General features: G+C 66.5%; 12 protein-coding genes. 5 read left to right on the top strand and 7 right to left on the bottom strand.

Translation table 11 applies throughout. The features are described from left to right. Window positions 1-113: 113 nt before the first annotated feature. Window positions 114-2,195 carry a molybdopterin-dependent oxidoreductase gene (locus IHV84_RS01165; RefSeq protein WP_198845480.1) on the top strand — a complete coding sequence of 694 codons (2,082 nt, stop codon included), beginning with the start codon at window positions 114-116 and terminating at the stop codon, window positions 2,193-2,195. A 130-nt stretch (window positions 2,196-2,325) separates the two neighbouring features. Here IHV84_RS01165 and IHV84_RS01160 read toward each other — a convergent pair whose 3' ends face one another. The 3 genes from IHV84_RS01160 to IHV84_RS01150 form a co-directional block, all read right to left on the bottom strand. Next, window positions 2,326-3,006: a type 1 glutamine amidotransferase domain-containing protein gene (locus tag IHV84_RS01160; protein ID WP_198845479.1), complete on the bottom strand. Its 681-nt coding sequence runs from the start codon at window positions 3,004-3,006 to the stop codon at window positions 2,326-2,328. Between the two features lie 116 nt (window positions 3,007-3,122). Then, a complete protein-coding gene (locus IHV84_RS01155) occupies window positions 3,123-4,286 on the bottom strand; it encodes an iron-containing alcohol dehydrogenase (protein ID WP_198845478.1) in 1,164 nt (387 codons plus the stop codon). A gap of 200 nt (window positions 4,287-4,486) precedes the next feature. Continuing rightward, a complete protein-coding gene (locus IHV84_RS01150; protein WP_067512313.1) occupies window positions 4,487-5,404 on the bottom strand; it encodes a LysR family transcriptional regulator in 918 nt (305 codons plus the stop codon). Between the two features lie 131 nt (window positions 5,405-5,535). On the opposite strand from IHV84_RS01150, the gene IHV84_RS01145 reads away from it, so the two are divergent. Beyond that, window positions 5,536-6,558 (top strand): zinc-binding alcohol dehydrogenase family protein, encoded by a 1,023-nt coding sequence (locus IHV84_RS01145; protein ID WP_198845477.1) that lies wholly within the window; start codon window positions 5,536-5,538, stop codon window positions 6,556-6,558. 221 nt (window positions 6,559-6,779) lie between these two features. On the opposite strand, the gene IHV84_RS01140 is transcribed toward IHV84_RS01145, so the two are convergent. After that, complete coding sequence (locus tag IHV84_RS01140; protein WP_066693293.1) at window positions 6,780-7,796, bottom strand: fumarylacetoacetate hydrolase family protein; 1,017 nt, start codon at window positions 7,794-7,796, stop codon at window positions 6,780-6,782. A 121-nt stretch (window positions 7,797-7,917) separates the two neighbouring features. On the opposite strand from IHV84_RS01140, the gene IHV84_RS01135 reads away from it, so the two are divergent. The 3 genes from IHV84_RS01135 (at window position 7,918) to IHV84_RS01125 (ending at window position 10,477) form a co-directional block, all read left to right on the top strand. After that, window positions 7,918-8,700 (top strand): IclR family transcriptional regulator, encoded by a 783-nt coding sequence (locus IHV84_RS01135; protein WP_066693290.1) that lies wholly within the window; start codon window positions 7,918-7,920, stop codon window positions 8,698-8,700. Between the two features lie 46 nt (window positions 8,701-8,746). Continuing rightward, window positions 8,747-9,988, top strand: a complete 1,242-nt coding sequence (locus IHV84_RS01130) for a DUF3108 domain-containing protein (RefSeq protein WP_198845476.1) — start codon at window positions 8,747-8,749, stop codon at window positions 9,986-9,988. A 192-nt stretch (window positions 9,989-10,180) separates the two neighbouring features. Beyond that, window positions 10,181-10,477, top strand: coding sequence for a DUF3567 domain-containing protein (locus tag IHV84_RS01125; protein WP_066699186.1), 297 nt, complete (start codon window positions 10,181-10,183; stop codon window positions 10,475-10,477). A 123-nt stretch (window positions 10,478-10,600) separates the two neighbouring features. Here IHV84_RS01125 and IHV84_RS01120 read toward each other — a convergent pair whose 3' ends face one another. From IHV84_RS01120 to IHV84_RS01110, 3 genes are all read right to left on the bottom strand, one after another. Further along, entirely contained in the window at window positions 10,601-11,680 is a 1,080-nt protein-coding gene (locus IHV84_RS01120; protein ID WP_198845475.1) for an AbrB family transcriptional regulator, read from the bottom strand. Window positions 11,681-11,867: 187 nt separating this feature from the next. Next, window positions 11,868-12,413 carry a hemerythrin domain-containing protein gene (locus IHV84_RS01115; protein WP_198845474.1) on the bottom strand — a complete coding sequence of 182 codons (546 nt, stop codon included), beginning with the start codon at window positions 12,411-12,413 and terminating at the stop codon, window positions 11,868-11,870. A 51-nt stretch (window positions 12,414-12,464) separates the two neighbouring features. Then, complete coding sequence (locus IHV84_RS01110; protein WP_044395477.1) at window positions 12,465-12,878, bottom strand: hypothetical protein; 414 nt, start codon at window positions 12,876-12,878, stop codon at window positions 12,465-12,467. Window positions 12,879-13,009: the final 131 nt, after the last annotated feature.

Genomic DNA, 13,009 nt, shown 5'->3' with positions numbered 1-13,009 from the left:
TTTGTGTCAGGGGCAACGTATAACCGCCACACCGGCCCTTGCTGCAGCGCGGGCAAGTCGCGAGCTTGCGTCCACAAATCATTACAGTCGAATTTTCAGACGGCCACGAACAAATGTCTGCATCTATTAGCGTAAACCCTACACCGGGACAGGTTCTAAGCGTTCGCGGCGCCTGCCCGCATGACTGCCCCGACACCTGCGGCCTGGTCACCACTGTGGAAAACGGCGTGGCCACCCGGGTGCAAGGCAACCCGGACCACCCCCACACCGATGGCGTGCTGTGCGCGAAAGTGAGCAAGTACACCGAGCGCACTTACCACCCCGAGCGCATCCTCACGCCGCTCAAGCGCAGCGGCGCCAAAGGCAGCGGCCAATTCACGCCCGTGACCTGGGACGAAGCCCTGGCCGACATTGCCCAGCGCCTGCAAGCCATTGCCACCCGTGCGCCCGAAGCCATCCTGCCCTACAGCTACGCGGGCACCATGGGCCTGGTGCAGGGCGAAAGCATGGACCGGCGCTTCTTCCACCGCCTGGGCGCTTCGCTGCTGGACCGCACCATCTGCGCGTCCGCCGGTGGCGAAGCGCTGGTGCAGACGCTGGGCGGCAAGGTGGGCATGAAGGTGGAGTTCTTTGCCGAATCCCAGCTCATCCTCATCTGGGGCAGCAATTCGATTGGCAGCAACCTGCACTTCTGGCGCTACGCCCAGCAGGCCAAGCGCAATGGTGCCAAGCTGGTGTGCATCGACCCCCGCAAGAGCGAAACCGCCGACAAGTGCCATGAACACATCGCCCTGCGCCCTGGCACCGACGCCGCCCTGGCGCTGGCGCTGATGCACGAACTGATCCAAAACGACTGGCTGGACCACGACTACATCGCCCAGCACACCCTGGGCTGGGAGCAGCTGCGTGACCGCGCCCTGCAATGGCCGCCCGAGCGCGCGGCCGAGGTGTGCGGCATTCCGGTCGAACAAATCCGCCAACTGGCCCGCGACTACGGCACCACCAAGCCCGCCGCTATCCGCCTGAACTACGGCATGCAGCGCGTGCGCGGCGGTGGCAACGCAGTGCGCGCCGTGGCCTGCCTGCCCGCGCTCACCGGTGCGTGGCGGCACCGGGCGGGCGGGCTGCTGCTGTCCAGCTCGGGCCAGTTTCCGGTGGATCGCGCCGCGCTGCACCGCCCAGACCTGCTGGCCGGGCGCACACCGCGCACCATCAACATGTCCACCATTGGCGACGACCTGCTGCGCGAGGCCTCGCCCACCTTCGGCCCCAAGGTCGAAGCCGTGGTGGTCTACAACAGCAACCCCGTGGCCGTGGCGCCCGATTCGGGCAAGGTGGTGCAAGGCTTTGCGCGCGAAGACCTGTTCACCGTGGTGCTGGAGCACTTTCACACCGACACGGCCGACTACGCCGACTACATCCTGCCCGCCACCACGCAGCTCGAGCACTGGGACGTGCACCTGGCCTACGGCCACACCGACGTGATGCTCAACCGCCCCGCCATTGCCCCCGTGGGCGAGGCGCGCAGCAACGCCCAAATCTTCCGCGACCTGGCGGCGCGCATGGGCTTTGCCGACCCCTGCTTTACCGACAGCGACGAGGCCTTGTGCCGCCAGGCCTTTGGCAACGCGGTGGACTACGCCCTGCTCGAACGCCAGGGCTTTGCCACGCTGAGCGTGCCCGATGCGCCATTTGCCGAAGGCCACTTCCCCACGCCCTCGGGCCGCTGCGAATTCTTCAGCGCCCGGCTGGCCGCGCAAGGCATGGACGGCCTGCCCGACCACGTTCCCAACCACGAACTGCAGGGCACCGACGCCCGCTACCCGCTGGCCATGATCTCGCCACCCGCGCGCAACTTCCTCAACTCCAGCTTCGTCAACGTCAAAAGCCTGCGCACCATCGAAGGCCGCCCGTTGCTGGAAATGCACCCCGACGACGCCGCCGCACGCGGCATTGCCGACGGCAGCACCGTGCGCGTGTTCAACGACCGGGGCAGCTACGAATGCCACGCCGAAGTGTCCACCCGCGCCCGCCCCGGCGTGGTGAACGGCCTGGGCATCTGGTGGCGCAAGCTGGGGCTGAACGGCACCAACGTGAACGAGGTGACCAGCCAGGCCCTGACCGACCTGGGCCGTGCACCCACGTTTTATGACTGCCTGGTGGAGGTGGAAGCCAGCCCAAACGCCGCAGCCTGAGCAGAACGCAGGCCTGCGAAATGCTATTGATTTGATAGCTACCAGCGCTTTTAGATAAAGCGCTGGCGCCCATTTTTGCTAAAAACCCAGCGCTGACGCCGCTGGCAGGCGAGAGCTCTGCACAGTGGGGTTACCCCAGCAACTGCAGCACCGCCTGGGCGCCCGGCTCGGACGAGGCGGGGTTCTGCCCTGTGATCAGCGTGCCATCGGTCAGCACATAGGGCGCCCAGTCAGGGCCTTTGGAGTACACGCCGCCGTTGGCCTTGAGCATGTCTTCCACCAGGAAGGGCACCACGTCGGTCAACTGCACTGCGTCTTCTTCGGTATTGGTAAAGCCCGTCACCTTTTTGCCCTTCACCAGTGGGGTTCCATCGGGTGCCTTGGTGTGGCGCAGCACGCCCGGCGCGTGGCACACCAGCGCCAGCGGTTTGCCAGCGGCAAAGGTCTGTTCGATGAGTGCGATGGACTGCGCGTCTTCCGCCAGGTCCCACAGCGGGCCGTGGCCGCCGGGGTAGAACACGGCGTCAAACGCATCGGCCTTCACGCTCGACAGCGGCACCGTGCTGGCCAGTTGCTTTTGCGCTTCGGCATCGGCCTTGAAGCGGCGCGTCGCGTCCGTCTGGGCGCTCTCGTCATCGCTTTTGGGGTCCAGCGGCGGCTGGCCGCCCTGGGGCGATGCCAGCGTGATCTGCACGCCAGCATCTTTGAACACGTAGTACGGCGCGGCAAACTCTTCCAGCCAGAAGCCGGTCTTTTTGCCGGTGTTGCCCAGTTGGTCGTGGGACGTCAGAACCATGAGGATGTGTGCCATGGGGGTCGCTTTCTTTGTTCAGGGGAATCTAAAAACTGGTTGTAAAAAACCAAAACGCCACAGTACCCCCAACCAAGGCTGCTGGGTACTGCGGCGCGCCAAATCGCGGCGCTGGCTTACAGCGCTGCTTCGAGGATGCGGCGGCTGACCGCAGGCGTGATCTCACGCTGCTCACCCAGCTTGACCATGCCGTGGGCTTCGAGCTGGGCAATCACTTTCTCAATCACCTCTGCGCCCAGGCCGTAGCCGGACAGGCGGGTGCGGATGCCCATGCTTTCAAAGAAGTCGCGGGTGCGTTCGATGGCGGCGGTGATGCGCTCGTCCTCGCTACCGGTGGTGATGCCCCACACGCGCTCGGCGTACTGCAGCAGTTTGGCGCGCTTGGGGCCACGGCGCTCGTTGAGCAGCGCGGGCAGCACGATGGCGAGGGTGCGGGCGTGGTCAATGCCGTGCAGCGCCGTCAGCTCGTGGCCAATCATGTGCGTGGCCCAGTCTTGCGGCACGCCCGCGCCAATCAGGCCGTTGAGCGCCATGGTGGCGGCCCACATCAGGTTGGCGCGGTCGTCGTACACGGGCTCGGTGGCGGTGAGCAGGCGCGGCCCCACTTCTATCAGCGTGTGCAGGATGCCTTCGGCAAAGCGGTCTTGCACCAGGGCGTTGACGGGGTAAGTCAGGTACTGCTCCACCGTGTGCACAAAGGCATCAACCACACCGTTGGCCAGCTGCTGGGGCGGCAGGGTGTAGGTTTTGGTGGGGTCGAGCACCGAGAAGACGGGGTAGGTGTGCTCGCTGCTGAAGGGCAGCTTGGCGCCCTTGGCGCGGTGGGTGATGACGCTGCCGTTGTTCATCTCCGAACCCGTGGCGGGCAGCGTGAGCACGGCGCCAAACGGCATGGCGCGCTGCACGTTGCGGCCAAACTTTTCCAGAATCGCCCAGGGGTCGCCGCCTTCAAACAGCACGGCCGCGGCGATGAACTTGGTGGCGTCGATGACCGAGCCGCCGCCCACGGCCAGCAGAAAGTCAAACCCGCCTTCGCGGATCTGCGCCACGGCCTGCATGGAGGTTTCGTAGCTGGGGTTGGGCTCAATGCCGGTGAAGGTGGCGTGCTGGCGGCTGCCCAGCGCGGCGCGCACTTCAGCCAGGGTGCCGTTTTTTTCAGCACTCGCGCCGCCCACCAGGATCAGCACCTTGGCGGCAGCGGGCACCTGCTTGTCCAGGTCGGCAATGCGCCCCTGGCCGAAGACGATGTGGGTGGGGTTGTGGAAGTCGAAATTCAGCATGATCGTCTTTCTCCGTCAATGGCGTTGCCGCGGCACCGGGCACTGGGCTGCGCAGAGGGTGCGCCGCGCTCGGTGGCGGCAGCAAGGGCGCGATTGTGCGGCGCACGGGTGCGCGGCGCCGGTCGCGTGTGCATTACCCCTGCTGCTGGCAGAGCCTCGTGCGGCACATCGGGCACAGCCCATGCGGTTGCTGCTAGCGCTCAGCGTGGCGCCCGCGCCATGAGCGCCTGCAGGCGCCCGGCCACGAAGTCGCGCAGCGCCCGCACCAGCGGCGTGAACTGGCGGCGGCTGGGCGCCACCAGAAAGAGCGGTACGGCCTCGGTGGTCCAGCCAGGGCACAGCGGCACCAGCCGGCCGGCGGCCAGATCATCGGCCGCGTCGAAGTACGACTTGTACGCAATGCCCCGGCCCAGCACCGCCCAGCGGCGCACCACATCGCCATCGTTGGCCACGTTGCGGCTGCGCACGCGCACCACCACCTCCTGGCCTGCGGCATCCCAGAAGCGCCAGCGGTCGTGCACGTCCTCGCCCAGCATGAAGCACAGGCCCTGGTGCTCGGCCAGTGCGTGGGGCGTGTCGGGCATGCCGTGCGCTGCCAGGTAGGCGGGCGCTGCGCAGAGCACGCGCCGGTGGTCAGCGGCCAGCGGCAGTGCGACCAGGCTCGAATCCTGCGGCTTGCCGTAGCGGAAGGCAGCGTCTACCGGCTCGCTGTACACGTTGGCCACGCGGTCGGCCAGCTGCAGGCGGATGTCGATGCCCGGGTGCTCGGCCTGGAAGGCATCGAGCCAGGGCAGCAGCACATTGCGCCCCAGGTCCGACGGCGCGGCCAGCTGCAGCGTGCCGCGCAAGCCACCGGCGCGCCCGCCTGCCAGCTGGCCTTGCACCTGCTGCAGCGCCGCCAGCGCGGGGCGGCAGTGCTCCAGGAACAGTGCGCCCTCCTGCGTGAGCCGCAGGCTGCGCGTGGAGCGCACGAACAGCGCCACGCCCAGCTCGGCCTCCAGCCGCTTGAGCGCGGCACTCGCAGCGGCGGGCGTGAGGTCCAGCGCACGGGCCGTGGCCGAGAGGCTGCCGCTGTCCACGGTGCGCACAAAGATGTCGAGGTCTTGCAGGCTTTTCATGGCGTGCCTTGGGTGCGTGGGGGTTTATTTACAAACAATGATTGAAGATAGATTCAATCATCGACCTATTTAAAAGCAATTTTGCAAGACCCATCATTGGAGCACCCTTTGTTTACCTCCAGGACCTCCCCATGAAAGCCGTTGGCTACCAAACCGCCCACCCCATCGACCACCCCGAGTCTCTGCTCGACATCACCCTGCCCGACCCGGTGGCCACCGGCCGCGATCTGCTCGTGGAAGTGCATGCCGTCTCGGTGAACCCCGTGGACACGAAAGTGCGCAAAAGCAGTTCGCGCAGCGGCGACGGGCCCGACTACAAGGTGCTGGGCTGGGACGCGAGCGGCATCGTGCGCGCCGTGGGGCCGGATGTCACGCTGTTCCAGCCCGGCGACCGCGTCTGGTACGCAGGCTCCATTGCCCGCCAGGGCACCAACAGCGAGCTGCACCTGGTGGATGAACGCATCGTGGGCCACGCGCCAAAGTCGCTGGACTTTGCCGAGGCCGCCGCGCTGCCGCTGACCACCATCACCGCGTGGGAGCTGCTGTTTGACCGCCTGCGCGTGGCACCCGGCAAGCAGCCCACGCAAAAGACCCTGCTCATCGTTGGCGCGAGCGGCGGTGTGGGCTCCATCCTCACGCAGCTGGCGGCGCGGCTGACCAGCCTCACGATCATCGGCACCGCATCGCGCCCCGAAACGCAGCAATGGGTGCGCGACCTGGGCGCGCACCACGTCATTGACCACAGCAAACCGCTCACTGAAGAGCTGGCGCGCATCGGCCACCCTACGGTAGACATCATCGTGAGTCTCACGCAGAGCGACGCGCACTTTGACCAGATCGTCGAGGCCATCGCGCCGCAGGGCCAGTTCGCGCTGATCGACGACCCGGTGTCGCTCGACGTGACGAAGCTCAAGCGCAAGTCGGTGTCGCTGCACTGGGAGCTGATGTTCACCCGTGCGCTGTTCGGCACCGACGACATGATCGGCCAGCACCGCCTGCTGACCGAAGTAGCGCAGCTGGTGGACGCCGGACTGATCCGCACCACGCTGGACCAGCGGTTTGGCACCATCAATGCGGAGAATCTGAAGCGCGCACATGCACTCATCGAGAGCGGAAAGGCGCGGGGCAAGCTGGTGCTGGAGGGTTGGAACTGAGGAAGGTGCCCACCAGTCATTGCTCCTAAAAAAAGAGCTTCCAGCGCTTGACAGACAAGCGCTGGAAGCTCTTTTTCCTGATTAGCGACATATCTCAGACTGAGCAGAACCAACGCCAGCTAGGTGCTGTTGAAGGCATTGGTGACTACTGGGCCGCTGCCTTGGAGTCTGCTGCGCGTTTCTGAGGTAAGTAGCTAATCAGGCACTTTTGGCTTCAAACCTTAGGTTGCAGCGCCGGGTGCGGCAATTTCCTGGTCGATGGCGCCGAAGATGCTGGCGCCATCCTTGCCCTTGACCTCGATGCGGATGGTGTCGCCAAACTTCATGAACTCGGTGGTGGGCTTGCCGTCCTGGATGGTTTCGATGCAGCGCTTTTCGGCAATGCAGCTGTAGCCCTTGGGCCATTCCATGCGGCCGTTCTGCTCCACGCCCTTGTTGCTGACGGTGCCGCTGCCCACGATGGAGCCAGCGCGCACGTTGCGCGTCTTGGCAATGTGGGCAATCAACTGGCCGAAGTGGAAGGTCATCTCGGGCCCGGCGTCGCACATGCCGACCTTGCGGCCGTTCCAGGTGGACTGCACGGTGAGGTTCACGCGGCCCTTGTCCCAGGCGTCGCCCAGCTCGTCCAGCGTCACGGCCACGGGGCTGAACGCAGTGGCGGGCTTGCTCTGGAAGAAGCCAAAGCCCTTGGCCAGCTCGGCCGGAATCAGGTTGCGCAGGCTCACGTCGTTGGCAATCATCACCAGGCGGATGCCTTCGAGCGCTTGCTCAGGCGTGGCGCCCATCTTCACGTCGCCGGTGATGACGGCGATCTCGGCCTCAAAGTCGATACCCATGGATTCGCTAGGCACCACCACCGGGTCGCAGGGGCCAATGAAGTCGTCGCTGCCGCCCTGGTACATGAGCGGGTCGGTGTAAAAACTCTCAGGCACCTCGGAGTTGCGCGCTTTTCGCACCAGTTCGACGTGGTTGATGTACGCCGAGCCATCGGCCCACTGGTAGGCGCGGGGCAGCGGGGCCATGCACTGGGCCGGATCGAACGGGAAGGGGTGGCGCGCACGACCACTGTTGAGCTGGTCATACAGGTCTTGCAACTGGGGCGAGAGGAAGCTCCAGTCGTCCAGCACCTGCTGCAGCTTGCTGGCAATGCCAGTCGCATAATGGGCTGTTCCCAGATCACGGGAGACCACAACCAGCTGGCCGTCGCGCGAGCCGTCTTTGTACGTAGCGAGTTTCATGGTGGCGGGGACCTTTGTCTCTCAGAGTGGCAAGGCACCAAACCGAATGGCTGGAAGCCCTGGCCAAATTACGATTTGGTAAATTGATTTAACTAAACAAAACTCGCAAATTCTAGTGCACATGGACAAAGAACGCGCAGGCATCCAGTCGGTGGAAGTCGGTTTTGCCCTGCTGGAAGGGCTGACCCGCGCGCGCGGGCCGCTCATGCTCAAAGACGTGGCGGCTGCGGCCGGCATGAGCGCGGCCAAGGCCCACCGCTACCTGGTGAGCTTTCAGCGCCTGGGGCTGGTCACGCAAGACGCGCGCACCGCGCGCTACGACCTGGGCCCCGCCGCGCTCAAGCTGGGGCTGGCCTCGCTGGCCCGGCTCGATGCCATGCGGCTGGCGCGCGAGCGCGTGCCCGGCTGGATGGAGCAGATCGGCCACACCCTGGCGCTGGCGGTGTGGGGTAACCACGGCCCCACCATCGTGCACTGGGAGGAATCGCCCCAGGCCGTCACGGCCAACCTGCGCCTGGGCGATGTGATGCCGCTGCTGTCTTCCGCCACCGGGCGCTGCTTTGCTGCCTACATGCCGCCCGAAGCCGTGGCGCCCTTGCTGCAACAGGAGCTGGCCCAGGCCGCCAAGCTGCGGCGCACCGACCTGCCCGCCACGCTGGAGCAGGCGCAGGATGTGCTGGCCGATGTGCGCGAGCGCGGCATGGCCCGGGTGGTGGACACGCTGCTGCCCGGCATCGTCGCCTTTTGCGCCCCGGTGTTTGATGCGGGCGGCCATCTGGCGCTGGGCATCACCACGCTGGGCTCGGTGGCCACGTTCGACCCGGAATGGGGTGGCGCCATCGAGGTGCCGCTGCGCGCTGCCGCCGCCCAGCTTTCCACCGACCTGGGCGCTGGCAGCGCATGAGCCGCTATGCCTGCCCCCAGGCCCGTTGCACTGCCAGGGCCCGCTGATGCCACGGCGCACCCTGTGGATCCTGACCGCCTTGGTGCTGGCCGTTCACTGGCTGGTGCTGCAAGGCGTGCCCCTGGCGTGGGACGGCTCGGCTGCGCCAGCAGGCAAGGTGTTCACCACCCGCAGCGTGGCAGCGCCGCCGCCTGCGGTAGCGGCAGCCCCCGCGCCATCACCCAGCCCTGCCGCCGCGCCACCTGCGGCTGCGCCGCCCCAGCCCGTCAAACCGCCCCAGCCCGTCAAACCGCCCAAGCCCGCCAAACCGCCCAAGCCCGCCAAACCGCCCAAGCCCGCCAAACCGCGCAAGGCAGCGCCCGCGCGCCCTGCAGTCACAGAGCCAGCGCCCGCACCGAGTGAGCCCGCCGAAGTGGCCATCGCAGAACCAGCGGTGGTCGAGCCGACGGGCAACACAGAACAGGGGACGGACAGCGCCACCGCTTCCGCTGCCGAAGCGCCTGCGCCAGAGGCTTCCGCAGCGGTGGCTGCGGCACCAGCGGCGGCGGCCAGCGCCCCGCCCCCCTCGCCCGTGGCCGATGGCTCGGGCGTAGACATCACCCCACCGGGCGGCCCCCCTGGGCAAGGCACCAGCACTTCCGCGCCCCCCGTGCGCCTGCCTGCGCCTATCAAGCTGGCGTTTGACGTGGCGGGGCAAGCCAAAAAGTTTGACTACCAGGCCCGGGCAGAGCTGGTGTGGCAGCACGATGGCGCCCGCTACGAGGCGCGGCAGGAAGTGAGCGCATTCTTGGTGGGCTCACGCACCCAGCGCAGCACCGGCCTGGTGACGGCGCAGGGCCTGCAGCCCGAGCGCTTTGGCGACCGCAACCGGAGCGAGCGCGCCGCCCATTTCGACTACCAGCGCGGCCGCGTCACCTTCAGCGCCAACACGCCCGAAGCAGCCATTGGCCCTGGCGCACAAGACCGCCTGAGCGTTTTCATCCAGCTGGCCGGCCTTCTGGCCGCCACGCCCGACCGCTTTGTGCCCGGCACCCAGTTGACGCTGACCACCGTGAGCGCCACCGGCGCCGACCGCTGGACCTTCACCGTGGAAGCCACCGAAACCCTGAACCTGCCCGCAGGCACGCTGCCCACCCTCAAGCTGCAGCGCCTGCCCCGGCGCGACTACGACCAGAAGGCCGAGCTGTGGCTGGCCCCGGACATGGGCTACCTGCCCGTGCGCATCAAGATCACCCAGGCCAATGGCGACTTTGCCGACCTGCGCCTGCGCAGCAGCGGCCCGCCCTGAGAGCCTGTTGCGAGAGTCTGCTCAAAGGCCTGTTGCGCCCGCGCGCCACCCCTGCAAAAAAGCCCTGCCAGGCCGCGCACCTGCGGAATTCGTGAAATACTGATTGCGACCCAGGAAGAAGGTTCAGGGGCATCCCCCTTGAACTCTACGCAACCGCTGCAATCTGATCTGGGTATCGACTGGGGTAACACCATGCAAATGCTCTACGACTCTGAATCCTTTGTGGTGCTCCACATGCTGCCCGACGCCGTGGAGACATCAACCCAGGCGCTCAACGACACAGCGCCACCCCGCCCCCAACTGGCGCGCCACGGCTTTGAAATCGTGGACAAGCGCTCGGGCAAAGAGGTGTACCTGGATGGCTCCTGGGCCGAGATGTTCCAGCAGCAAATCCTGGCCTGGCAGCGCGACACGCCCACGCAGGAAGAAGTGGAAGACGCGCTGGACCGGTACGCTGGCCTGGCACAAAACCCGGTGGTGGTTCATTGAATCCCCCCTGAGGCGCTGCGCGCCTTCCCCCCCAAGGGGGACGACGACCTTGCTGCGGGGCGGCCCTTGCTTGTCGTCCTGCGCGACGGCCGCGCGCCAGTGTCAAAGAGGGCGGTTCTTTTTTCAGATTGCAGAACCACCCTCGGTTGGCGGGTAGATCCTGCGGAACATCGGCCCCACCAGCATCAGCACGGCAATCAGCCGGCACACCTGAAACGCAGTGACCACGGGCACGCCCAGCTGAAGCACCTTGGCCGTGATGGCCATCTCGGTGATGCCGCCGGGGGAGGTGCCCAGCAGCAGCGTGACCCACGGCAGCCCCGTGGCCCACGCCAGTACGGCGGCAAACGCTGCGCAAATCCCCATCAAGCCGAACGTGCCTACGGCCACTGACGCCAGCCAGCGCGGCGCCGTGTGCAGAAATTCCGCGCGAAAGCGCACGCCCAGACTCACGCCGATCACGAGCTGCGCGGCATTGACCACCGCTTGGGGCACTGCCGACAGATGCAACCCCGCCATGGTGACCGCCATGGACACCAGCATCGCCCCCATGAACCACGGGTTCGCGCGGCCCAGGCGGTCCATCACCAAAGCACCCGCGCCGGTCAGCAAGGCCAGCAGCGCAAGGCCCGGCCAGCTCACCTCGCGCACGGTGGGGGTCAGAATGTCCAGCCCCTGCAGACCGCTCCACTGCAGGGCAAATGGAATGGTGATCGTGACGATGAGCAGGCGCAGGCTGTGGCTGGCAGCCACCAGATCGGTGCGGGCGTTCTCCCGCTCGGAAAGCAGGGTCATCTCAGACGCGGCCCCAATCGCCCCCGCGAAGTAGCTGGTAGACCGCAGCATGGGGGCGGGCACGCCGTGCATGCGCGGCGCGTGCAGGCGGTAGAGCCACGCACCAAAGCCCCAGCCCAGCAGCAGCGCCCACCCAATGCCCAGCACGATGGCCCACCACAGGCTGCCCACGAGCGCCGACACCTCGGGCGTGAAGTACAGGCCCAGCGCGGCGCCAATCGCCCACTGCCCGCCATTGCGCAACGGCCCCCAGCTTTCGGTGGGCGCACCGGCCATGGACAGCACGGACGTGGCAACCAGGGGACCCAGCATCCAGGGCAGTGGGGTGTGCAGCGCCACACAGGCAGCAGCAGCGGCCCAGGCCAGCAGCAGGGTGCCCGCAACGCGGAGCAGAAATTTCGCAGACATCGGGGACAAGAAGAGCGCAGAAAAGAGCAAGCTGCCGAGTATCGCGCTGCCGGGGCCGGTGGCGAGGCAGTCTTGCCAACCGAAGCCGTCCACCCTAAGAAGGAGTGTGGACGGCCTGTTTGAAGCCAAAAGTGCCTCCAGCGCTTATAAAGAAAGCGCTACCAGCTATCAATTCAGTAGCAATTATTTACGAAGCGCGGCGGCGGCCCGCCATCTCCAGCCCCATGGTGCGCAGGTCGCCCTCGCCCAAAAGGGCCTGTGCGCTGGGGTAGGCGGTGCCTTCTTCTGCCTGGATGTGCTGGCCGTAGCGCTGGGCAAACTGCTCGAGCAGCGCTTCGTCCTGAGCGCTCAGGCCCGCAGCGCTGCCATCGGCGAGAGCCGCCAGTGCGCCCCGGGCGGCGGCCCAATCGGCCGCCATGTGCACATGGTCTTGTTGGAGCTGCCGCACCAGCGCCACCACCGACGGCGCCCCCCGCTCCAGCAGCAGCGGAAAGACGTGCAGTTCTTCGTCTTCATGGTGCAAGGGCGCAGCAATGTCGAAGTAACGCAGCACGTCGCGGGCCGCCTGGCGGGCCGCATCGTCCACCGCCTGCTCGCGCAGGTAGGAGCGCAGCCGCGACAGCAGGGTCAGGGTGCGCTCAACGCGCTCGTGGCAAGCCTCCAGCATCGCGAAGGGCTGCTCGAACCCTACGGCGGGGGTGTTGAATCCGGGCAAGCCGGCGGACGTGGTCATGTGGGTGAACAGGTGGAGTGGCAGGTCGTCTGATGAATGCCGCGACCTGACTCAGCCCAGGCGCACGGGGTGCCCTTGGCGGTCAAACGGAATGAAGGCCTCGATGGCGCCGCGCTTGATCGCATCCACCATGCGTTGCAGTGGGGCTTCGGCGTCCGCACTGGTGGGGGCCTGGTTGAGCGTGCCCGACATGGCGGCAGCAAACACCATCACCCAGTCATGCCCCGGTGCGGTGAACTGCTGGGCTTCGGTCACCAGGGCGGCAAACGATGGCAGCTCCTGTGGGGTCTTGTCCACACACATCAGGGGCACCAGCGCACCGCCCTGCCCTTGCTCAAAGCGCGCGCGCTGGGCAGGGGTGGCGTCATCGGGCAGCTCCACGCCGACAAACACAAACAGCAGGCGCTGGGGCTCGGGTTGCAGCCGCGCGGCATGCAGCAAATCGTCAAAGCTGGAGATGTCCATGGGTAGTCTTTTGAAGTGCGATCAATCAATGGGTTAGAACCTGTTCAAAGTCTTTTTGGAGTTGCACAAGTGTCTTGCGGGGATGGGCTGCTAGGCGCAGCGCGCGGCCCACATTCATCCAAGGTGGCCCG

The sequence above is a fragment of the Acidovorax sp. IB03 genome (assembly GCF_016406015.1).
Lineage (GTDB): Bacteria > Pseudomonadota > Gammaproteobacteria > Burkholderiales > Burkholderiaceae_C > Acidovorax > Acidovorax temperans.
Note: the sequence above shows the minus strand (reverse complement) of the source record. Positions and strands in the feature narration are given on the sequence as shown.

Coding starts and splice junctions, on each gene's coding strand:
- IHV84_RS01165 (WP_198845480.1), top strand. CDS start 114: ATGTCTGCATCTATTAGCGTAAACCCTACACCGGGACAGGTTCTAAGC.
- IHV84_RS01160 (WP_198845479.1), bottom strand. CDS start 3,006: ATGGCACACATCCTCATGGTTCTGACGTCCCACGACCAACTGGGCAAC.
- IHV84_RS01155 (WP_198845478.1), bottom strand. CDS start 4,286: ATGCTGAATTTCGACTTCCACAACCCCACCCACATCGTCTTCGGCCAG.
- IHV84_RS01150 (WP_067512313.1), bottom strand. CDS start 5,404: ATGAAAAGCCTGCAAGACCTCGACATCTTTGTGCGCACCGTGGACAGC.
- IHV84_RS01145 (WP_198845477.1), top strand. CDS start 5,536: ATGAAAGCCGTTGGCTACCAAACCGCCCACCCCATCGACCACCCCGAG.
- IHV84_RS01140 (WP_066693293.1), bottom strand. CDS start 7,796: ATGAAACTCGCTACGTACAAAGACGGCTCGCGCGACGGCCAGCTGGTT.
- IHV84_RS01135 (WP_066693290.1), top strand. CDS start 7,918: ATGGACAAAGAACGCGCAGGCATCCAGTCGGTGGAAGTCGGTTTTGCC.
- IHV84_RS01130 (WP_198845476.1), top strand. CDS start 8,747: ATGCCACGGCGCACCCTGTGGATCCTGACCGCCTTGGTGCTGGCCGTT.
- IHV84_RS01125 (WP_066699186.1), top strand. CDS start 10,181: ATGCAAATGCTCTACGACTCTGAATCCTTTGTGGTGCTCCACATGCTG.
- IHV84_RS01120 (WP_198845475.1), bottom strand. CDS start 11,680: ATGTCTGCGAAATTTCTGCTCCGCGTTGCGGGCACCCTGCTGCTGGCC.
- IHV84_RS01115 (WP_198845474.1), bottom strand. CDS start 12,413: ATGACCACGTCCGCCGGCTTGCCCGGATTCAACACCCCCGCCGTAGGG.
- IHV84_RS01110 (WP_044395477.1), bottom strand. CDS start 12,878: ATGGACATCTCCAGCTTTGACGATTTGCTGCATGCCGCGCGGCTGCAA.